The sequence below is a fragment of the Brevibacterium otitidis genome (assembly GCF_042429315.1).
Classification (GTDB): domain Bacteria; phylum Actinomycetota; class Actinomycetes; order Actinomycetales; family Brevibacteriaceae; genus Brevibacterium; species Brevibacterium otitidis.
The window spans coordinates 118,876-138,709 of the sequence record NZ_JBHMAU010000038.1 but is presented as its reverse complement, the minus strand read 5'-3'; the positions used below and the strand labels follow the sequence as shown (position 1 = coordinate 138,709).

Annotated in this window: 19 protein-coding genes; 9 read left to right on the top strand and 10 right to left on the bottom strand. The window is 67.7% G+C overall.

Going from position 1 to position 19,834, the window contains the following annotated elements; all coding sequences use genetic code 11:
* Nucleotides 1-78: 78 nt before the first annotated feature.
* Nucleotides 79-987 (bottom strand): NUDIX hydrolase, encoded by a 909-nt coding sequence (locus ACFFN1_RS05405; protein WP_376839347.1) that lies wholly within the window; start codon nucleotides 985-987, stop codon nucleotides 79-81.
* 131 nt (nucleotides 988-1,118) lie between these two features.
* Between ACFFN1_RS05405 and ACFFN1_RS05400 the strand changes: the two genes are divergently transcribed.
* Nucleotides 1,119-1,673 carry a flavodoxin domain-containing protein gene (locus ACFFN1_RS05400; protein WP_376839345.1) on the top strand — a complete coding sequence of 185 codons (555 nt, stop codon included), beginning with the start codon at nucleotides 1,119-1,121 and terminating at the stop codon, nucleotides 1,671-1,673.
* Here ACFFN1_RS05400 and ACFFN1_RS05395 read toward each other — a convergent pair whose 3' ends face one another.
* From ACFFN1_RS05395 to ACFFN1_RS05385, 3 genes are all read right to left on the bottom strand, one after another.
* Nucleotides 1,674-3,230, bottom strand: a complete 1,557-nt coding sequence (locus tag ACFFN1_RS05395) for an L-lactate MFS transporter (protein WP_376839343.1) — start codon at nucleotides 3,228-3,230, stop codon at nucleotides 1,674-1,676.
* Nucleotides 3,231-3,444: 214 nt separating this feature from the next.
* On the bottom strand, nucleotides 3,445-4,353 hold the full coding sequence (locus ACFFN1_RS05390) for a glutamate racemase (protein ID WP_376839342.1): 909 nt from the start codon (nucleotides 4,351-4,353) through the stop codon (nucleotides 3,445-3,447).
* A gap of 1 nt (nucleotide 4,354) precedes the next feature.
* The gene (locus tag ACFFN1_RS05385) at nucleotides 4,355-5,113 is read right to left on the bottom strand and encodes an HAD domain-containing protein (RefSeq protein WP_376839340.1); all 759 of its coding nucleotides are present in this window, start codon (nucleotides 5,111-5,113) and stop codon (nucleotides 4,355-4,357) included.
* A gap of 89 nt (nucleotides 5,114-5,202) precedes the next feature.
* Between ACFFN1_RS05385 and ACFFN1_RS05380 the strand changes: the two genes are divergently transcribed.
* A complete protein-coding gene (locus ACFFN1_RS05380) occupies nucleotides 5,203-6,684 on the top strand; it encodes an amidase (protein ID WP_376839338.1) in 1,482 nt (493 codons plus the stop codon).
* 19 nt (nucleotides 6,685-6,703) lie between these two features.
* Here ACFFN1_RS05380 and ACFFN1_RS05375 read toward each other — a convergent pair whose 3' ends face one another.
* A complete protein-coding gene (locus tag ACFFN1_RS05375; RefSeq protein ID WP_376839336.1) occupies nucleotides 6,704-8,173 on the bottom strand; it encodes an APC family permease in 1,470 nt (489 codons plus the stop codon).
* 151 nt (nucleotides 8,174-8,324) lie between these two features.
* Here ACFFN1_RS05375 and ACFFN1_RS05370 point away from each other — a divergent pair, with 151 nt between their 5' ends.
* From ACFFN1_RS05370 to ACFFN1_RS05360, 3 genes are read left to right on the top strand one after another with little or no spacing between them, the layout of a single operon-like run.
* Nucleotides 8,325-8,768: a potassium transporter TrkG gene (locus ACFFN1_RS05370; protein ID WP_376839334.1), complete on the top strand. Its 444-nt coding sequence runs from the start codon at nucleotides 8,325-8,327 to the stop codon at nucleotides 8,766-8,768.
* Nucleotides 8,674-9,471 carry a potassium transporter TrkG gene (locus ACFFN1_RS05365; protein WP_376839332.1) on the top strand — a complete coding sequence of 266 codons (798 nt, stop codon included), beginning with the start codon at nucleotides 8,674-8,676 and terminating at the stop codon, nucleotides 9,469-9,471. Before ACFFN1_RS05370 ends, ACFFN1_RS05365 begins: the two co-directional genes overlap by 95 nt.
* 40 nt (nucleotides 9,472-9,511) lie before the next feature.
* The gene (locus ACFFN1_RS05360) at nucleotides 9,512-9,706 is read left to right on the top strand and encodes a hypothetical protein (RefSeq protein WP_376839329.1); all 195 of its coding nucleotides are present in this window, start codon (nucleotides 9,512-9,514) and stop codon (nucleotides 9,704-9,706) included.
* Nucleotides 9,707-9,778: 72 nt separating this feature from the next.
* Here ACFFN1_RS05360 and ACFFN1_RS05355 read toward each other — a convergent pair whose 3' ends face one another.
* Nucleotides 9,779-10,561, bottom strand: coding sequence for a DUF4352 domain-containing protein (locus ACFFN1_RS05355; RefSeq protein WP_376839326.1), 783 nt, complete (start codon nucleotides 10,559-10,561; stop codon nucleotides 9,779-9,781).
* Here ACFFN1_RS05355 and ACFFN1_RS05350 point away from each other — a divergent pair.
* Together ACFFN1_RS05350 and ACFFN1_RS05345 are read left to right on the top strand one after the other, a co-directional pair.
* Complete coding sequence (locus ACFFN1_RS05350; protein ID WP_376839323.1) at nucleotides 10,560-12,248, top strand: sensor histidine kinase; 1,689 nt, start codon at nucleotides 10,560-10,562, stop codon at nucleotides 12,246-12,248. The two genes, ACFFN1_RS05355 and ACFFN1_RS05350, sit on opposite strands and share 2 nt — an antisense overlap.
* A gap of 73 nt (nucleotides 12,249-12,321) precedes the next feature.
* On the top strand, nucleotides 12,322-13,035 hold the full coding sequence (locus ACFFN1_RS05345) for a response regulator (protein ID WP_259854934.1): 714 nt from the start codon (nucleotides 12,322-12,324) through the stop codon (nucleotides 13,033-13,035).
* Here ACFFN1_RS05345 and ACFFN1_RS05340 read toward each other — a convergent pair.
* Nucleotides 12,962-14,380: a site-specific DNA-methyltransferase gene (locus ACFFN1_RS05340; protein WP_376839319.1), complete on the bottom strand. Its 1,419-nt coding sequence runs from the start codon at nucleotides 14,378-14,380 to the stop codon at nucleotides 12,962-12,964. The two genes, ACFFN1_RS05345 and ACFFN1_RS05340, sit on opposite strands and share 74 nt — an antisense overlap.
* Nucleotides 14,381-14,580: 200 nt before the next feature.
* The gene (locus tag ACFFN1_RS05335; protein ID WP_376839316.1) at nucleotides 14,581-16,224 is read right to left on the bottom strand and encodes an HNH endonuclease signature motif containing protein; all 1,644 of its coding nucleotides are present in this window, start codon (nucleotides 16,222-16,224) and stop codon (nucleotides 14,581-14,583) included.
* Nucleotides 16,225-16,745: 521 nt separating this feature from the next.
* Between ACFFN1_RS05335 and lhgD the strand changes: the two genes are divergently transcribed.
* Nucleotides 16,746-17,978 (top strand): L-2-hydroxyglutarate dehydrogenase, encoded by a 1,233-nt coding sequence (gene lhgD, locus ACFFN1_RS05330; RefSeq protein ID WP_376839314.1) that lies wholly within the window; start codon nucleotides 16,746-16,748, stop codon nucleotides 17,976-17,978.
* An 80-nt stretch (nucleotides 17,979-18,058) separates the two neighbouring features.
* Nucleotides 18,059-18,388 (top strand): transposase, encoded by a 330-nt coding sequence (locus ACFFN1_RS05325; protein WP_376839311.1) that lies wholly within the window; start codon nucleotides 18,059-18,061, stop codon nucleotides 18,386-18,388.
* Nucleotides 18,389-18,464: 76 nt separating this feature from the next.
* On the opposite strand, the gene ACFFN1_RS05320 is transcribed toward ACFFN1_RS05325, so the two are convergent.
* Both ACFFN1_RS05320 and ACFFN1_RS05315 read right to left on the bottom strand, forming a co-directional pair.
* The gene (locus tag ACFFN1_RS05320; RefSeq protein ID WP_376839308.1) at nucleotides 18,465-19,028 is read right to left on the bottom strand and encodes a DUF4333 domain-containing protein; all 564 of its coding nucleotides are present in this window, start codon (nucleotides 19,026-19,028) and stop codon (nucleotides 18,465-18,467) included.
* A 154-nt stretch (nucleotides 19,029-19,182) separates the two neighbouring features.
* Nucleotides 19,183-19,818 carry a class I SAM-dependent methyltransferase gene (locus ACFFN1_RS05315; RefSeq protein WP_376839307.1) on the bottom strand — a complete coding sequence of 212 codons (636 nt, stop codon included), beginning with the start codon at nucleotides 19,816-19,818 and terminating at the stop codon, nucleotides 19,183-19,185.
* Between the last annotated feature and the right edge of the window lie 16 nt (nucleotides 19,819-19,834).

Sequence of the window (19,834 nt, the reverse complement as noted above, 5' to 3'; positions counted from 1 at the left end):
GCCGGAACTTATTATGCTCAGTATGAGCATAAAGGTGTGAGGGAGCAAACCGGCTGGTCAGCGTGGGTGGGCTGACGGTTACTTCACGCGGGGGATCGGCAGCTTGGTGCCGGCTGCGGCGCGCTCATCGAGGACGCTGCGGCGGAACCGGACGAGTTTGGCGGGCCTGCCGCCGGTGCTGGAGGCGACCTGACCGGAGTCCTCGACGAGCTGCTGCTGGGCCACGAGCCGGCGGAAGTTCTGCGTGTGCAGCTCCTGGCCGGCGATCGCCTCGACAGCGGTCTGCAGCCCGGTGAGGGTGAAGGTCTTCGGGAGGAGTTCGAAGATCACCGGCTGATACTGGATCTTCGAACGCAGCCGAGCGATCCCGCTGGCGAGGATCCGGCGATGATGTGGCGTCATGGACCGGCCCGGCACCAGCGAAGCGGCCTCTGCAGGGGACTCTGCCTCGGGAATGAGGCCGGCTTCGTACAGCAGCTCATAGCGGGCTAAGGTCATGTCCGGATGCCAGGGCCTGCCGGCCAGCCCGAATGCCGCCTCGCAGCGGGACCGCCGATGCTCCTGAGCGGCTGCATCATGACCGGCTGATGCCACCCAGTCCTGCAGGGCCGGGGCGATGATCTCGTCGACGACCACAGTGCCGTCCCGGCGGTCCTCCCAGGGGAAGAACTCATACCAGCTCAGCCACGCCTCGGCTCCGGGCTGCATGGTCGTCAGACCCAGATAGGAGACTTCGAGCGCGGGGCCGGCGCCGCGGTTGCGGTCGGCGAAGGTGTAGAGCTGTTCGATGTAGCCGAGCTCGCAGCCGGTCTGGCGCAGCACCCAGGCGCGCATGCCCTCCTGCATCGAGCGGTGGCTGCGCTGCAGCGGACCGGCCGGCAGGGTGGTGCCGCCGCCGGTGGTGAGGACGAAGGGGACGCCGTCGCGCACGGCGGTGATGACGGCGACGAGGTTGCCGCTGACGAGGTAGGACCCTCCTGCGCTCACAGTGTCATCTCCTCTGCGTGGTGCGGCCGATCCGGTTCGGCAGGCGTTCACCAGTGATTCTACGGGCGGACGGCCGGCGACCCTTTGATGAGGATGACAGCTGCTGCTTCAGCCTGAAATGAGGACGTGCGGTGAGCAAGGGGATCGTCGTCTACCGCTCGAAATATGGTGCCGCCGAAAGCTACGCCGGCTGGCTGGCGGAGGCCGTCGGCTTCGATCTGGCCGATGTGAAGAAGGCGAATCCCCGCACGCTCAGCGGCTGCGACACGATCGTGCACTGCGGTGCCGTCTACGCCACGGGAATCTCAGGTCTGCGCTTCCTGCGCACCGCCCTCGAGCATGCTCGGGATGCCCGCGCGGCGACCCTCGCGGTCGGTGCCTCCCCGCCGAGCGATGAGGGCTGCGATGCTCTGCGCGAGCGCAATCTGACCGGGCCGCTGGCCGAACTGCCGCTGTTCTATGCCCGCGGGACCTGGGATCTCAGCCGCATGTCGTTCATCGACCGGACGCTGTGCCGGACCTGCTGCGCTCGGTGGCGAAGAAGGATCCGGCCAACCGCGAGCCGTGGGAGGACGCGCTCGCCGGTGCCGGTGACGAAGACGGCGACTGGACCGACCCCAATGCGCTCATTCCGCTCATCGACTGGGTGGAAGCCGGCCAAGCCTGAACAGATCAGACAATCCTGATCAGAACAGTGCGGCGGCCTTGATAACCGTCTGCACGAGCCCGTAGAGCAACCCAGCGCAGACGACACCGGCCAGCGCCAGCGCGGCGACAGTGTGGAGGCCGCCGTTCGCACCGGCCGCCGCAGCAGGCGCAGCACCACCAGCGCCAGCACCTGCCTCAGCCGGTTCAGCCGCTGTACCCGCACGTTCTGTGGCATCTTCGCTGCCCACCTGCGCTGCGGCGACGGTCTCCTCGGGTTCGTGGTGCTTCGCGTCGATCGGGCGGACGAGCGCATTGGCGATGAAGCCCATGGCCAGCACGCCGACCATGATGTACAGCGACAGGCTGTACAGGTCCTCGCCGGTCTTGCCGGCAGCGGCCTGCGACTCAACCACGAGGTTGACGATGAGCGGGCCGGCGACACCGGCAGCCGCCCACGCGGTCAGCAGCCGGCCGTGGATCGCACCCACCTGGTAGACGCCGAACAGGTCGCGCAGATACGCCGGGACGGTGGCGAAGCCGCCGCCGTAGAACGACAGGATGACGAGCGTGGCCAGCAGGAACAGCAGCAGCGAACCGCCGCCGACGACGGCCACCGCGAGGTACAGCAGCAGTCCGAGCCCTAGGTAGAGGATGTAGATGTTCTTCCGGCCGATGTAGTCCGACAGACTCGACCATACGAATCGGCCGCCCATGTTCGTCAGCGACAGCATGCCGACGAAGCCGGCTGCGGCAGCGGCGGTGATCTCCGGGAAGTAGTCCTGAATCATCGGCGCGGCGTTCTCCAGGATGCCGATGCCGGCGGTGACGTTGGTGAACAGCACGATCCACAGGAACCAGAACTGCGGGGTCCTGATGGCGTTGTTGGCCGAGACGTTGTTCGTCGTCTGCAGCGGCTTGGCCTTCACCTGCGAAGGATCCCAGCTCTCGGGCTTCCAGTCCGGGTGCGGCACCCGGATGCAGTAGGCGCCCACGGCGATGACGACGGCGTAGACGGCCGCCAGGGTGATGAAGGTCGGGATGATGCCGTTGACGAGGTTCTCCGGCTCCGGCCCGCCGCCGTAGGCTGCCATGAGCGAGTTCGACGCCGGACTGGCGATGAGCGCACCGCCGCCGAAACCCATGATCGCCAGGCCGGTCGCCAGTCCCGGCCGGTCGGGGAACCACTTGATGAGCGTGGAGACCGGGGAGATGTAGCCGATGCCCAGCCCGATCCCGCCGATGAAGCCATAGCCCACATAGACGAGCCACAGCTGCCCGGTGGCGATGCCGAGCGTGGCGACGAAGAAGCCTGCAACCCAGCAGGAGCCGGCGACGACCATCGACTTGCGCGGCCCGGCCTTCTCCACCCAGGTGCCGCCGAAGGCCGCCGAGAGCCCGAGCATGAGGATGCTGAGCGAGAAGATCCAGCCGACAGCCACCTCGCGCACCCCGAAATGGTCCATGAGCGGAGCCTTGAACACGGAGAACGCGTACACCTGGCCGATGCACAGGTGGATCGCCAGCGCGGCGGCAGGGATGAGCCACCGGTTGAACTGCGGAGGAGCGACGATGGCTTCGCGGTCGAGAACTCCCATGAGACGAACCTTTCGAAAGCAGGCGGAACGCGCGCAAGCGCCGCCATCTCACAACGCTGTGACAGACGCCGGCTGAGGCGCTGAGTGGACCCTATCCAGACTCTCGGAAATCGCTCACCAGGTCAATGATCCCTGTGGTTACGAATCGGCAACCGCGCCAGCTGACCCGCCGCGCAGCCTGACCAACCGCGCAGCCTGACCAGCCGCGCAACCCTCAGTTCTCGATGGCGCGCAGCCGCACGCCGGCCGGGTAAGCGTCGAGCGTATCGGGCAGGCCCGCGCGCCGACCGGACATATAGGTTGCGAGCACCCGTCCCTCGCTGGGGCGCAGCCGGGCCCCGGCCGTACCTGCCGTTCCCGAGGTGCCGGGCGCCTGGGCGGCCTCCGGAACCGGGGACAGGCCGAGACGGGCGAGGGTCTGGCGGGCTACCGCGTGCGGGGAGTCGAACAGGGCGCTCGTGCCCGGGCGCTGCTGCAGGATCCGGTCGGCGACCAGCCCGAAGTGCGTGCACCCGAGCACGATGCCCGAGACGGCCGGGGGAGTGGCGGCCACTGCAGCGGCGATCGTCTCGTCGATGCGCTGCTCATCAGCGGCGTCGATGGCATCGGCGAGCCCATAGCAGGGCACCTGGTGGACGGTGGCATCGCCGGCGAACTCGGTGATGAGGCTCTCCTGGTAGGCCGAGCGGGTCGTCGCCCGGGTCGCCCAGACGGCGAACTCCTCGCCGGTGGCTGCCGCGGTCTTGATCGCCGGGACGGTGCCGATGATCGGGGTGCGCGGCTCATAGGCCTCGCGCAGCCGCTCGAGTGCGTGGACCGAGGCGGTGTTGCAGGCCACGACGATCGCATCCGGCTCCCACGGGCTGAGCGCATTGGCCGAGCTCAGCGCCCGCTCCGCCACCACCTCGGGATCGAGGGAGCCATAGGGCATCCAATCCGGATCCATCGCCAGCACCAGGTCCGCCTCCGGGTACTGGTGGTGCAGCGCATCGGCATAGCTCACGAGCCCGAGTCCCGAGTCGATGAGGCCGATGACCGGGCGCGTGCGGCTGCCGGGATGGGCAGAGCTCTCAGCGCGGGCGGGGTTCTCAGAGCGGTCGGGGGTGCCGGGGCTGGACGTCATATCAGGCCTTTCCGTGGTAGGTCGTGCCGATGCCGGCCGGGAAGTCGTTGTCGACGCTGTCGCGGGAGTCGGCGATCGAGTCGGTGCTCGTCTTCCCGGCAGGCGGGGCGGCCACCGCCTCGGGCGCGGCCCCGGCCCCAGCGGCGGCATCCTGCTGGGAGGCGAGGCGCGCGCGCCGGATCTTCTGCGGGACCGCGCGCCGGTAGGTGAAGTCGCGGATGAGCTCGAAGTGCTTCTCGTTGAGCCCGTGGGTGAACTCCGGGGCGATCATGAGCAGCCGAGAGCCGTACTTCTTGCTGAAGTACTCGCGGGTGGCCGGATGCGTGAGGTCGTCGTCGATCCAGATCGCCCGCCCCTCGTCATTGTCGGCGAACCAGGCGTCGACGGCGCGGGCCTTCCACCATTCGTGCGGGTCGTTGGCGAAGCGATTGTAGGAGGCGTCAGGCATCGGGATGATCTCGAAGGTCGAGCGGAACCCGAGCTTCGGTTCGATCTCCGTGCGGCAGCGCTGTGACCAGGTCGAAAGCCAGACGATGTCGACGAGCCGACGGCGGGTGAGCCGGTCGAGGAAGCGGACCACGCGCGGCCGGAAATGCAGCTCATAGTGCCATGCGCGGACCTTCTTGCGGCCCTCCCGGAGGAACCGCAGACCCGTGACGGGAAAGGAGTTGAGCACCCCGTCGACGTCGAGGAACAGGGTGACATGGCGGGTGGCACGGCGCGCTGAGGCACCGGGCCTGCTCATCTGCGTCTCAGTCACCGCACTCCCTCCTCACCACTAGGGTAGTCGGCGCCGCAGACATCGCTGCACACCTGCCCACACCGCGCCGAGTGTGTCAGACTGCAGTCATGACGATCGACGCTGCTCGCCTCCACACCCTGACCCTCACCGAGGTGCTGGCCGTCTTCCGCACCGGAGACCTCACCCCGACGACGTATATGGAGGCGTGCATCGCGCGCATCCACGCCCTCGACCCCACCTACAACGCGGTCATGGACATCATGGAGGAGCCGGCCCGGCAGGCCGCGGCAGCCGCGACCGAGGCATACCGCCGTTCCAGCACCAGCGCCCCCTCTGCAGGCGCCTCCGCCGGGGACCTGCCGCCGCTGCTCGGCATTCCGCTGCTCGTCAAAGAGCAGCACGATGTCGCCGGCTGCTCGGCCACCCGCGGCTCACGCGCCCGCGCCGGTCAGGTCGCTGCCGCCGACCACCCGTTCGTCGCCCGCCTGCGGGCCGCCGGCGCGATCCCCTTCGCCCGCACCACCACACCTGAGTCCTCATGTGCGACCTTCACCCAGACCGAGGAGTGGGGCACCTCGCGCAATCCCTTCAACCTCAAGCGCACCCCCGGCGGGTCCTCCGGCGGCTCCGGTGCCGCCGTGGCGCTGGGGTATGCGCCGCTGGCCACCGCCAGCGACATCGCCGGCTCGACCCGGATCCCGGCGGCCTTCTGCGGACTGCCCGGCTTCAAGACGCCCTTCGGCCGCACCCCAGCGGTGCCGCCGCTCAACCAGGACTGGTACCGCGGCGACCACATCCTCGCCCGCACCGTCGCCGACACCGCCTTCGCCACCGGCATCAGCTGCGGCATCCACCCTGCCGATCATGCGACGACCCCGACCCCGCAGCCCTATCTCGCCGACCCCGAGGTGTTCTCCGGTGACCTCACCGGCCTGCGGGTGGGGGTGAGCCCGGACCTGGGCTGCTATGCCGTCGACCCGGAGGTCGCGGCCGGCCTGCAGCGGGCCGCCGAGGCACTCGCCGCCGCGGGTGCCGAGGTCGTCGAGGCCGATGTGGCACTCAGCCTGGAGGAGATCACGGCGGCGTCGATGTCCCATTACGGACACTTCATCGCCGGCAACATCCGCCGGATGTGCGATGGCCGCATCGACCTTCTCGAACCGTACACGCAGCTCTTCCTGCAGCTGACCGAGCAGTGGGCACAGCGCATCCCGGTCATCGAATCGCTCGTGCTCGAGAACCGCATCCAGACGACCCTGGCCACGGCACTGGATGCTGTCGATGTGCTGCTCACCCCCACCTCGGCGGTGGCGAGTCTCGCCGCTGACGACCACCACCTCGACGGGCTCGACGGGTGCGAGTTCTACTGGCAGCGGCATATGACGGTGCCCTTCAACATCGCCAACCGGCTGCCGGTGATGGCGATGCCCACCGGTGTCGCCGATGGCAGCCACGGCGGCTCCGCCCACGGAGTGCCGACGAGCGTGCAGATCGTCGGGCGCGCCTATGACGATGAGACGGTCTTCCGGGTCGCTGCCGCCCTGGAGTCCCGGTTGCCGGCGCCGGTGGCCCCGGCCATGCAGGACTGAGCAACCACCTCGGCGGCGGTCACCGCAGGTAGTCGTCGCCGCGGCGGGCGCGGATCTTCTCCAGCAGCCGCTCCTCGGCGTCCGGGCCCGGGTGGACGCCGCTGGGCACGAACAGCATGAGCACGATGCCTGCGAGCATCCACACCCCGAACATGAGGTACGACTGCCATTCGAGGGTGACCGACAGCGGCGTGAGCTTCGGGATGTAGAGAATGAACAGCACGGCGGTGAGCACCACGGAGATGACGCCGATGACGATGCCGCCGCTGCCCGCACCGCCGATGCGCATCGGCCGCTCCATGTTCGGCTCGCGGCGGCGCAGGATGAGGAAGGTGATCGAGACCATGCAATAGGTCAGCACGATCATCGGCGAGCCGGCGTCGACAGCCCAGCCGAGCATCGCGGTGCCGAGGAACGGCGCGACGGCGGAGAGCACGCCGATGAACAGCAGCGCGTTGACCGGGGTGCCGTACTTCGGATGCAGCACGGCGAACCACTGCGGGATCATGCCCGAACGGGCCATCGCCCACATGAGACGCGAGGAGCCGATGAGGAAGGCGATCCACGAGGTGATGATGCCGGCTAGGCCGCCGGCGATGACGATCTGGCCGAAGATCTTCGCCCCGAACATCGAGGCCATCGCATCGGCGGTGGCGAGATCGAGATTCACGAGCTCATCGGCCGGGAGCGCCAGCGAGGTCGTGAAGATGACGACGAGGTAGAAGGCCACGGCCATGAACACGGAGAACACCACCAGCCGGGCGATCTTGCGCGGCGGGATGCGGATCTCCTCAGCGGACTGCGGGATGACATCGAAGCCGACGAAGAGGAACGGCACCGCCGCCAGCACGATCATGAATCCTGCGGCACCGCCGTTGAACAGCGGTTCGGTGTTGGCGGTGTCGCCGCCGACGAAGGCACCGGCGATGAGCACGACCGCGACGAGCAGCAGGAAGGACACGACGAAGGTCTGCACGAGCGAGGTCATCTTGATGCCGCGGATGTTGAGCCAGGTCAGCAGGATCGCGGTGACCGAGCCGATGAGCGCCCAGGTCAGGTGCACGTCGAACTCCGCGATCGTCCACAGCTTCACATGCTCGATATTGGGGATGAGATAGGTCATCGTGCGCGGCACGGCGACGGCTTCGAACATGACGACGCCGATGTAGCCGCCGGTGATGCCCCATGAGCCGAGCATTGCCACCCGCGGGCCCATGCCGCGCATGAGGTAGTTGTGCTCACCGCCGGCATGCGGCATCGCAGCGACGAGCTCGGAGTAGACGACGCCGACGAAGGCCATGATGATGCCGCCGGCGGCGAAGGCGAGCAGCGCACCGAGCGTGCCGGCATCATTGAGCCAGCCGCCGGTCAGCACGATCCAGCCGAAGCCGATCATGGCGCCGAAGCCGATGAACAGGACATCGACGGAGCCGAGAACCTTGACGAATCCGTGGCCCCGATCCTCGGGTGCAGAGTGTTCGTGACTCATGAATCCAACTTCCTGCTCGTCTCTCCCGCACGGCAGCTGATGAGCCGCTGAGAGAATCCCTGTTCTGCTGCGCACATCGACGTCGATGTGACTAGGATTACGCTGTGCTGAGAGAAACCATAACGCATGACATATTCCGGTCGGCACCCTGATGTCCCCTCCCGGACGGATCATCATCGGATTCGCGGTGGTGATCGGCGTCGGCACCATCCTCCTCATGCTTCCTGCCGCCACCACGGCCCCGGGCGGCATCGACGCGCTCTCCGCTCTCTTCACCATCACCTCGGCGTTCTCCGTCACCGGTCTCGTCGTGCTCGACACCGGCCGGGACTTCACGCTCTTCGGCCAGCTCGTCATCCTCGCGCTCATCCAGATCGGCGGGCTCGGCGTGATGGTCTTCACGATGCTGCTCGGGATGCGCGTTGCCCGCCGCACCGGCATGCAACTGCGCCAGACGGTCGCGGCGGAGACGAAGAGCGAGGACTTCGGCGGACTGCGTGATGCGGATCCTGGCGTTCTCCCTGACGACCGAGGCGGTGGTCGCCTGCCTTCTGAGCGTCCGGTTCGCTACCCGCTACAGCGACACCGCCGGTGAGGGCGTCTACGCCGGGATCTTCCACGCAGTCTCCGCCTTCAACAACGCCGGCTTCGGCCTGCAGCCCGATTCGATCATGCCCGACGCCAGCGACCCCTGGATCAATCTGCCGATCTGCGCGGCCGTCATCATCGGCGGGATGGGCTTCCCGGTGCTGACCGAGCTCGTCCGCCGCTACCGGCTGCCGATGCGCTGGTCGATGACGACGCGCATCGTCGTGTACCTGACACCGCTGCTGCTGCTCGCCGGCACCGCGTTCATCCTCGTGCAGGAGTGGAGCAACGCGGCGACGATGGGCGAGCTGACCGGCGGGCAGAAGGTACTGGCGGCGATGACCTGGGCGGAGATCACCGGCCGTCGCACTGTGGCGCTGTTCGGCAGGCGCGTCTGCCGGTTCGTCCACCGGCAGGCCACCACCGTCATCGTGCTCGCCCTGACGCTCATCGTCTCGTCGACGCTGGCGATCATGCTGATGGAGCCGAGCTTCGCCTTCGACCAGGTTCTCTTCGAAGTCGTCTCCGCCTTCGCGACAGTCGGGCTGTCCACCGGCATCACCGCCGATCTGCCCGGCGGGGCGCAGACGGTGCTCATCTTCGTCATGGCCACCGGACGGATCGGCCCGGTCATGCTCGCCTCGGCGCTGGCGCTGCGACAGCACCGCGAGCACCACGAACTGCCCAAGGAACGCCCGCTCATCGGCTGAGCCTCCCCGCTTGCCGACCGCCCCCTGAAAGGATCCGCCCATGAATGACACCCACGTCCCGTGGCGTTCGAAGGCCCGCACGTTCTTCACCGGCGGCCCGACCCCGATGGCCGAGCACGGTGCCGGGTGGGCGAACACGGACGGTGGGACCGTGCTGGAGGCTGATGATGAGATCATCATCGCCGGTGCCCCCGATGCCGTCGAGCGCTTCAGCGCCCTGGACGAAAACGTCTGAGCCTGCGGTGCAGCTGAGCCCGCCGCGACCTCGGCGGCGGGCTCAGCGCAGGTGGACTCGGCGAACGAGTGCTCAGGACAGCGCGACCTCGACGGGGGTGGAGAAGAACCCGCCTTCGAAGATCAGCCGATCGGGCGTCACATCGGCGGGGACGTCGAAGACGATCGTGCCCGAGGCGGTGTTGCCCGGATTGATCTCCTCGAGCAGCAGCGAATCCTCCCCGGCGTAGAGCCCGGCCTCGGAATCCGAGGAGTAGGTGTTGCCGGCGTCGTCTGCGAGCTTGATGCTGTCCTCGAAGAAGTACTCCGGTGAGCTGGAGGTGTTCTTCACCGACATCTTCACGGTGACGAACTGTCCCTGCGCCTGCGCGTTGAGGAACTCGTCACCGACTGTCGAGATGCCGTCCTCGACGCTGCCGACGGTGATCTCCCAGCCGTCGGCTTCAACGGTGTCGCCGATGCCGTACGTCGCTGCCGCCGGCTCCTCGTCGGCAGCGTCGGCCTCACCGGCTCCGGATTCCTCGGCCGAGGTGTCGGCTTCCTCCGCAGCGCCCTGCTCGTCGGCTGTCCCGCCGGCGTCACCGGAGGTGTCATCGCCGCCGGCGATCGAGCTGATGATCGCGATGAGGACGATGCCGATGATGAGCCAGAACCACCAGCGCTTGAACAGCGGCTTCTTCTGCTTCACCGGCGGCTGCGCGCCCCACTGCTGCTGAGTGCCCACGGGCGCGGTCTGCCCATCGACCTGCCCGTACGGGCCCTGCTGACCATACGGTCCGGTCTGCGCGTACTGAGGGTGCTGTGTGCCCGGCTGGGAATCCGGCTGCGGCTGTGCGGGGTCGTAGGGGTTGGACATGACGCTCCTTGATCGAGTCGAGCCCGGTGCCGCCGAGTGGCTGCGCTGCGGGCGCTGGCGGCAGCTGAAGTCCAGCTGCCGGGGTGATGATTCTGACCTCTCCAGCCTCATCGAGCGCCGGGTGCTGCGCGTCCGCCGATCGGCTCGACTGCGCGAGCTCAAAGGTGGACACAGCATGAGCCGGTTGGCCGACTGGCAGGTCTGTGCCGGCGGATACGATGCAGTTGTGTCAGGTCATCCACCCCAGCCGCCGCGCCGCAGGCCAGCAGCCCCGCGGTATGCGCCTCCAGCTCACGGTCCGGAGGCGCCTGCTGGCGCGCCAGCACCTCCGTCCCGGATGGCGGACCGGCAGCTGCCGGGCAGCCGGTTTCCGCGCTGGCTGCGCATCGCCACGAGCATCGTCGTCGGCATCGTCACCTACCTCATCGGCCTCATCATCTCGATGATGGCGCTCATCGCTGCGCCCTGGGCCTTCGATGGCGGGCAGCTCGGCAACCTCGGCGTGATGACCGTGCTCGTCCTCGTGCCGCTGTGGGCAACCGTCTTCGTCCGGCATCGGTGGTCGTGGGCGCCGTTCATCGTCGGTGCGATGCTCGCCGCCGGCTGGGGTGACTGCCTGCTCATGCTCATCGGCATGTTCCACCTGCTCATCCGCAGCCCCCGTCGGCAGGCTCTCATCGCCGCCATCGCAGGCGGCCTGCTCACGACGATCTCCACGCTCCGGCTGTGCCTGAACCGCACCGAGCTCAACCCGTACTCCATCCTGTTCATCGACCCCGGCATCCAGCCCACCGGGCTCGCCACCGCCGCGCCGCCCCCGGAGTCTGCCACTGCCGTCAACGGGCTGACGATCGCCGTTGCGGTGGTGGCGTTCGGGCTCAGCCTGGGATTCGGTCTGCTGCTGCGCCGCACCCGCCGGATGCAGGCCGTCGAGGCCTTCGCCTCCCATGAAGTCGAGCTCAACGCGGCACTGACAGCCGAACTCGCCCGGCAGTCCGAACGCGAACTGCTCGCTCGCGAACTCCACGACACGCTCTCCCACCGGCTGGCGATCATCTCGCTGCACAGCGGCGCATTGGAAGTCGGCTCAGACTCCGCAGCCGATGTCACCTCCACCGCCTCAGCGCTGCGCCGGGAGGCGCACGCCTCGCTTGAGGAGCTGCGCCACCTCGTCGGCGGGGTGTGGGCTGGGACGCTAGCCGGCGTGCAGGCCCGGCGCCACGCATCGACCCCGCCCAACCTCGCCTCGATGCGGTCCCTGCCTCAGCTCATCGCCTCCGTGCAGGCGACCGGCACCGTCATCCGGCAGACGATCATCATCGAAGACCTCGACAGCGCCCCGACTCCCGTCGACCGCGCCGCCTATCGGATCGTGCAGGAGGCGCTGACGAACGCGATGAAGCACGCGCCCGGTGCGCCGGTCGAGCTGAGTGTGACCGCCTCGGCGGCTGCCGGGGTGCGGATCCGGGTGTCGAATCCGGTTCCCGCGGCCGAGGCGGCAGGCACCTCGGATCTCTCGCACACCGGTTCAGGTGCGGGGCTGGAGACGATCCGCGAGCGTGCGGCCGCGTTCGGCGGGCACGCCCAGCTCGGGGTGCACGGCGGCGAGTTCGTCGTCGATGTCGTCTTCCCGCCGTTCAACCGGCCGGCACCTCCGCTCGCCCCGGCCGACCCTTCGGGCCCCTGACCTGTCTCCAGCCAGTCCTCGCACCTCCCGTGCTGCTCCGGAGTGGGCCGGGTCCTCCGGTAATGTTGCACTCATGACCGACACCGATGCCCCGATCCGTGTCGTCGTTGTCGACGACGATCCGATGGTCGTCACCGGCATCAAAGGCATCCTGGCCGCCGCTGCCGGCATCGATGTCGTCGGCTCGGCGCTCAGCGGCGAGGAGTCTCTCGAACAGGTCGCCCTGCACTTTCCCGATGTGGTGCTCATGGACATCCGGATGCCGGGCATCGGCGGCATCGAGGCGATCGAACGCCTCGTCAACGGAGTCCGCCCGCCCACTGTTGTGGCACTGACGAGCTTCGACAGCGACGACTACCTCTTCCGCGCGCTCGAGGCAGGGGCCGCGGGCTATCTGCTCAAGGACATCGGCCCGGCCGACCTCGCCGAGGCGATCCGCACCGTCCATCGGGGCGAGCCGATCCTCTCACCGCATTCGCTGCGGCAGGTGCTCAACACCGTCGTGGCGAACCGCGATCAGCAGCTGCAGCGCGACGCCGTCGAGCTGCTGGCCGAACTGACGGACCGGGAGCTGGAGATCGCCGCGCGGGTGGCCGAAGGGCTGTCGAATCAGGAGATCGCTGAGGCCACCTTCATGAGCCCGGCGACGGTGAAAACCCACCTCAACCGGATCAACGCCAAGCTCGACACGAGCAACCGCGTCCACATCGCCGTCATGGTTGAGCGGGCGCGGATGTCCGGAGCTGCCCCGCCGCGGCTGCGCACTGCGCCTCGTCGGCAGCCCTGAGGCTCGCAGCATGCAGGTCGCAGCCGGCCACCGCGTCTCCGGCAGCGTCAGCCTCACTCTCAGCTCGGCCCTCAGCCTCGCCAGCCGTCACGGTCACCGCGATGAAGTCTCCGCCGGCCCGCTTCACCCGCTCGGCCATGAATGCGCTGATCGTAGGGAACTGCGCGACCGCCTCAGCATCGGCGTGTGCCCCCACCCGGGCGCCGCTGGCGGCCCGGATGGGCTCGGGCTGCTGGATGAGCACGAATCGGCGCGAACCGCCGTCACGTCTGTTGAGCTCGATGACGGCCTGCGCGGTCGTGCCGGAGCCGGCGAAGAAGTCGAGCACGATCGCCTCGGGATCGAACATCGTCTGTGAGGCGATGAGAGTGGTGAGCAGCTCGACGGGCTTGGGGTAGGCGAAGATCCCGCCGAGACCGAGTTCGATGAGGTCCTGACGGCCGGTCTCGCCGAGTGCGCGGATGATCGAGTACATCTTCGAACTCGCCAGATGCGCCGGCGTCAGCCGCACCACCGCGTGTTTGCCTTCGCCCCATGGCCGCAGCTGGTAGCGCCCGGCGGCGATCCCGGCATCGACCTCGTCCTTCTTCGCCTGTCCGCGCACCGCGACAATGTCCTCATACATCAGCCGTCGCTCGGTTCCGCGCGTGTATTTGCCGAAGCTGACCCTGAGCACATCGTCTTCGACGAGCATGAGCTGTCCGTCGATGCGCTCGTACTTGGCTGGCGGTCGCTTCTCAGTGGTGAAGCCGCTGGCCTGCGCGGCGTCCTTGGCCCAGACGTGGACGTAGTCGTGGCCGCGGACGAAGAACTTCGCATTCCCGCCGCCCTTGGCACGCTGATGGACGAACGTGCCGAGGAAGTTCTCTTCGCCGAAGATCTCATGGCACAGCAGCTGCACAGCTGCCGATTCCCGGTCGTCAATCGAAACGAAGATGACCCCGTCGGCGCGCATGAGGGCACGGGCATGGACGAGTCTGGGATACATCATCGCCAGCCACGCGTCCCTGCTGGTGACAGCGGCATCTCCACGTGCGCGATCGGCGTAGCTCAGGCTGCTGCCGGTGTTGTACGGCGGGTCGATGTAGACGACCTTGACCCGCCCGGCAAGCGTGGGCTGCAGCAGCTTGAGGGCCGGCAGATTGTCGCCTTCGATGAGCAGGTTCGCTTCCGCACCCACCCCGGTTTCCGCCTCGGGTTCCACGGCCGCTTCCGAGGAGGTCTCAGGAACCTGCCAGCCGGTGAGCCGGGCGCCGGCCGGGGAGCGCACCTCGGCTGCGGCCTGCTCACGCAGCGGCCACAGCAGCTGCGGGCGGCCGATCGGTGTCAGCTCCTCGTCAGTCATCTGGTTCATGATACGGCGACGTGCATTGCTCGGATCTCCGCTGGGGTGCATCTGACTGTCGGGGTGCGGTCGGGCGGCGCCCCAGCTGGGCGACGCCCGACCGTTGCCTCATCTCTATGGAGTTGCTGAAGAACCATCTGTCACTGCCGAGTGTGGGCAGGCAGAAGCGTGGGGTGTGGAAGGGGTGATGGAGGTGACGGCTACGCCCGGCTGAGTTGCTTGGCATGCGCCTGGTTGATGGGGTTGCTGGGCGGCTCCGACGTGGTGGTGATACCTCCGGGCAGCTGCCAGCTCAGCAATCCAGTCAGAGAGTCACGGGTGACAGAGATCTTCCGCTCGGTCTTCATCTGGTGGTGCTGGCGGCAGAGCGGGTGGAGATTCTGCATCGTCGTCAGCCCGCCTTCCCTCGGGTTGCTGTGGTTGAACGGGATGATGTGGTCGAGTTCGGCCTTGACGGCTGAGCGGTCGCACCCCGGAAGCGTGCAGAACTGCCACTTCTCGACGAGGGCGGTTCTGAGCGAGTCGGGAATCGTGTACTTTTCCGCTGCGTGATCCAGCACGACTCCAGTCACCGGGTCGGTGAGGAGACGGTACACGGTCGAGTGGCCGCTGCCCACCAATTGCCGGGCGACGTCCGGTGCCACAGGGGCGCCGTTGACGGTTCCCGGCACCCCGACTGCGGATCGGTCTCCTGTGCTGCGTTCGGTGCTCGGATTGTCACTGAGGAGCGTGAGCGCCGGTACGGTGATCGTGACGCGCGCCTGGCGCTTGAGCCAGTCGGATTCCGTCGGGCAGGTGATGCCGACCTCGCGGTAGTGCCTGCTGTAGTTCTCAGCCGTGGCATCGATGTCGATGCCGGCCGGATTCGCCGCCGGCACCGTCAGCCTGTCTGCGTCCGGCCGATCACCCGTGGCGCCCGTACGAGCGGAGTCACTCGGACTGGCAGAGACGCCGTCGTCGGCGGCAACCGTGACGGTTCCGGCCGGCAGGGAGTTGGCGAGGAAGTCGAAGATGAGCTCGCGCAGGGAACGATCGTCAGCGAGTTCGCCTGTGTCGATGATGCCGAGACTTGAGGTGTTGCCGGTGATGATCGCCCGGGCGACACCGGTGAGGCGAGCTTCGAGGAGGGCGATGGCAGGTGAAGGTCCGCGGGCCACCATCGTGGCTTCACCGTGCGGGTCGTAATGGAAGCTGACACCGCGGCGCTGCCGGATGTGCTTTGTGTGGGATTCGCGCGTCGAGAGTCGCGCAACGAGCTGGCTCACAGCACGCTTGAACGCCGCCATGTCAGAAGCACGGATGCGCACGAGCCCATCGTCATACTCCGGCAGCACCGACGTATCGAGACTGCGCGCTCGCCGAGTCGCATGGACGTAACGCTCGAACGAGAGCAGGTGCTTGGCAGCCAGCCCGGTCGTCTGGGGCAGACAGATCATCCCGAGTGCTGCCGACCGAACCCGGTTGCCGATCTCGATCGGCGTCACGTCAAGCAGCTGAGCTGCATGGATGAGGCTGGTGGCAGGAATGAGGGACTCAATCCATTCGTAGGCGGCGCGGCGCCGGGCGTCGACGGCCTCGCGTTCGGTCGGTGCCGCACTGAGGGAGGGTGTCATGAGTTCGCGCACAGCGGCCAGCTGTTCAGCATGACTGTCAGGGCTGTCAGCACTGATGCGGCTGAGGAAGAGTTCGAAGAGGTTCTTCAGCTGCGCGAGGAGGTGGCTGTCAATGCTCCTATGTGTGAGCTCAACCGTCGTCAGTGCGGCGCTGAAGTCCGAAAGCTCGTCGAAGGCGGGGTCATCGCGGTGGGTTCTGCGGGTGAGTGTCGGCACGTCCATCAACTCCATCGTTCGGCTCATGCGTTCGATAACAACAATCGTACAGCGATGGCAGTGTCATGTCTATGTTTATCGTTGAATCTCTCTGACTCTCATAAACTCACATATTGCAATGTGAGTGGACTAGGTGTTGTGGATAAGGAATCGCTGTGTGACCGGAACGCCGCAGGATTCCGCCGACGGATGCGAAACAAGGCCATCGCTCCAGGTGAACGAACTGCTGCGGAAGGGCTGCCGGGACGCCCAGGGGGTCGGAGTGCTGTCCGCACGCTGGCGCAGCCCCGTTTCAAGGCAGGGAATCGGGCTGTTCATCCACACCCACGCACCGCTGCATCCACACCCACGCACCGCTGCATCCACACCCCGCGCCGTCGCATCCACACCCGCTAACCGCCGCATCCACACCCCCGCACCTCCTGCGCGATGCCGACCACCACCTCGGGCGCGGTCGGACTCACGGCCCGTGGAGTCGGTTCTGGACAGGTGGGATGACTCTGGCAAGGGAGGAGGGCGGGTGACATGATGGCGTCATGAAGATCTCACGCATCGCCGTGGTCGGCGGCGGCATCATCGGCACCGCTGTCGCCCGCGAGCTCGCCCACCGCTTCGATGAGGCCACCGTCACCCTGTTCGAGAAGGAACCGCATCTGGCCGCCCACCAGACCGGCCACAACTCCGGTGTCGTGCACGCCGGCCTCTACTATGAACCCGGTAGCCTCAAAGCCACGCTGTGCCGGCGCGGAGTCGAGAAGCTTGTGGGCTACGTCCACGAGCGGGGCGTGCCGTACCAGGAGTGCGGCAAGCTCGTCGTCGCCCACGACACGATGGAGGTCGAGCGGCTGGAGAAGATCCTCGAACGTGCCAAGGCCAACGGCGTGCCGAACGTCAAGCTGCTCGACCGGAACCAGATGCGCGAGGTCGAACCGAATGTGCGCGGCGTGCTCGCGCTGCACTCGCCGCACACCGCGATCGTCGACTTCGCCGCCCTGACCGAGGCGCTCGGCGCCGATGTCGAGGACGCCGGCGGCCAGCTGCGCTTCAACTCCGAGGTCGCCCAGCTCGATGCGCTCGGCAATGAGGTGCGCATCCGCCTGGCGATGCCCGGGGCCGCGGACTCGATGGTCACCGAGGACGCCGGCGCCTACGATCTCGTCGTCACCTGCGCGGGCCTGCAGTCCGACCGCCTGGCCATCAACTCCGGCCTCAGTGCGGTGCCCAAGATCGTGCCCTTCTACGGCGACTACTTCGTCATCGATCGTCCCGCCGCCGAGGTGGTGCGCGGCCTCATCTATCCGGTCCCGGACCCCAAGTATCCGTTCCTGGGAGTGCACCTGACCCGCCGCGTCGACGGGGCGCTCATGCTCGGACCCAATGCCTTCCTGTCGATGGGCCGGGAGAAGTACTCCAAGGGCGGCTTCGACCTCAACGACATCGGCTCGACGCTGGGCTTCAAGGGATTCTGGAAGTTCGCCTCCCAGAACCTCGGCGCTGCCGCGCGCGAGGTGCGCACTGCGCTCAGCCCCACGGCCTTCATCGAGGAAGCCCGCAAGTTCGTGCCGGAGATCGACCCGATGACGGTGCGGCCGGGCCCGCGCGGTGTGCGCGCCCAGGCGATGGACGCCGAGGGCAACCTCGTCGACGACTTCGTCATCACCACCCGCGGCCGCCTCACCCAGGTGCGCAATGCGCCCTCGCCGGGAGCGACGAGCTCGCTGGCGATCGCCGAGCACATCGTCGACCAGGCACTCGAGGCACTGCGCTGAGCGGCCGGCCGGCAGCTCGCTAGACTGAGAGCCAGACCACACCCGTACACTGCAGACCCGAGCACAACAGGAGCGCCGCGATGGCAGGAACCCGCCAGAACTATTCCGCCGAGTTCAAGGCCGATGCCGTCAGACAGGCACAGTCCTCCGACCGCCCGGTCGCCGAGGTCGCCCGCGATCTGGACGTCAACCCCCGCACCCTGCGCGGCTGGGTGGCAGCTGCTGAACGGAAGGCGGCCGGCACCTCGGGCGCGGCCAGCGGGACAGACTCCGAGGCGTTGCGCGCCGAGGTGGCATCCCTGCGGGAGGAGGCGGAGAAGCTCAAGGCGGAGAACGCCGAGCTGCGCCGCAAGCTGGAACAGCAGCAGCGCTCCCGCTCTGCCGATCAGTATCGGCTGCGGAAGCGCTGAGCTGCTGACTGTCAGCTGGTCGGGGTGACCCTCAGGTAGTCTGGGGTGTCACGGCCAGCTGGCCGGGGCTGGTCGATCAGAAGTCGACGCCGGGGAACTCCAGCTTGTACTCGACGTAGTTGCCGTTGATGCTCGTGACCTTGGCGATCGGGAAGTACTTCTTGTCGCCGGGCACATCCATGGTGCAGGTGGTCGTCGCGCCGACGCGGGAGGCGCGCAGATCATTGCACTCGACGGTGATGCCGCTGATGCCCGACTGCTGCTCGGCCTGTTCCTTGATCGAGGCCTCCAGCTTCGAAGCTTCGATGATCGGGTCGGCGCCGCCACCGGAGCCGGTGTCAGTACCCGAGCCGCTGCCCGAGCCGGAATCGCTGGAGCCCGAACCGCCGGAGCCTGCGCCGCTGTCGCTGCCGGAACCATTGCTGATGCCGCTTCCGTCGGCGCCCTCGCTGCTGTCGGGCTGCTTCTGATCCTGCTGGGTGTCCTCCTCGCCGTTCTGCTCCTCTTCGGTGGACTGCTCGTCATCCTTGTTGGGGTTGTCGAAGCTGATCTCGATGCCGCAGGCGGACAGCGACAGGGCGGCTGCTCCGCCGGCGAGGACGGTGGCTGCCTTGATGATGATGCTCTTGGTGATGCGCATGTGCATGTCTCCTCACGTGGGCGGAGGAGCCGTCTCTGCCCTCCGCAGGTTTTCCTTCTGCTTCCACGTTAAGGAGTGAAGACGTGCTCGCTGCGCTGGAAGTGTGTCTGTCGCGTGTTCGATGTGTCAGCCTCGTGACACGGCCTGCACACCCTCAGGCGCGGCGCGTGGCGGTGAGCACGATGTCGGTGAAGCGCTCATCGCGGACCACCGTGTCAGCCCGCACATCGGTGAGGACGTCGATGCCGGCGGCTCCGGCGAAGACCTCCTCGGCGCTCGGCCGGTGGATGTGCGGCGGCGGGCCGTGCGGTGACTCCGGCGCATGCAGGATCCACAGCAGCCGCCCGCCGGGCTCCAGCAGCCTGGCCGCCTGGCTGAGCGCACCGTCGAGGCCGTGGATGTAGCCGGCGACGACGAGGTCGTAGCGCTCCGCGGTGGTCTGCATCCAGGTCACCAGATCAGCGGTGATGCCGATGAGGCGCTCATCCCAGCCTTCGGCTGCGGCACGTGCACACAGCCGGGCGATCGCCACCGGAGAGAAGTCCACCGCCGTCGTCTGCAGACCCGCCCGGGCCAGCGGCGCAGTGTTGCGCCCGGCGCCCGAACCCAGATCGACGGCCCGCAGCGTGCTGAGCGCATTGCCGCGCTCCTCACTCCCCGGGCGTGCGGAGGCATCCGGGAACAGGCCGGCGATCGCCTCCTCCACCTCGGGATTGGGATCGGTGCCGTCGACATCGGAGTCGTGATCGGCCCAGCGTTCGTTCCACTTTGCGCGCAGGTCTCGGTCCATGCCCCGATCCTACTGG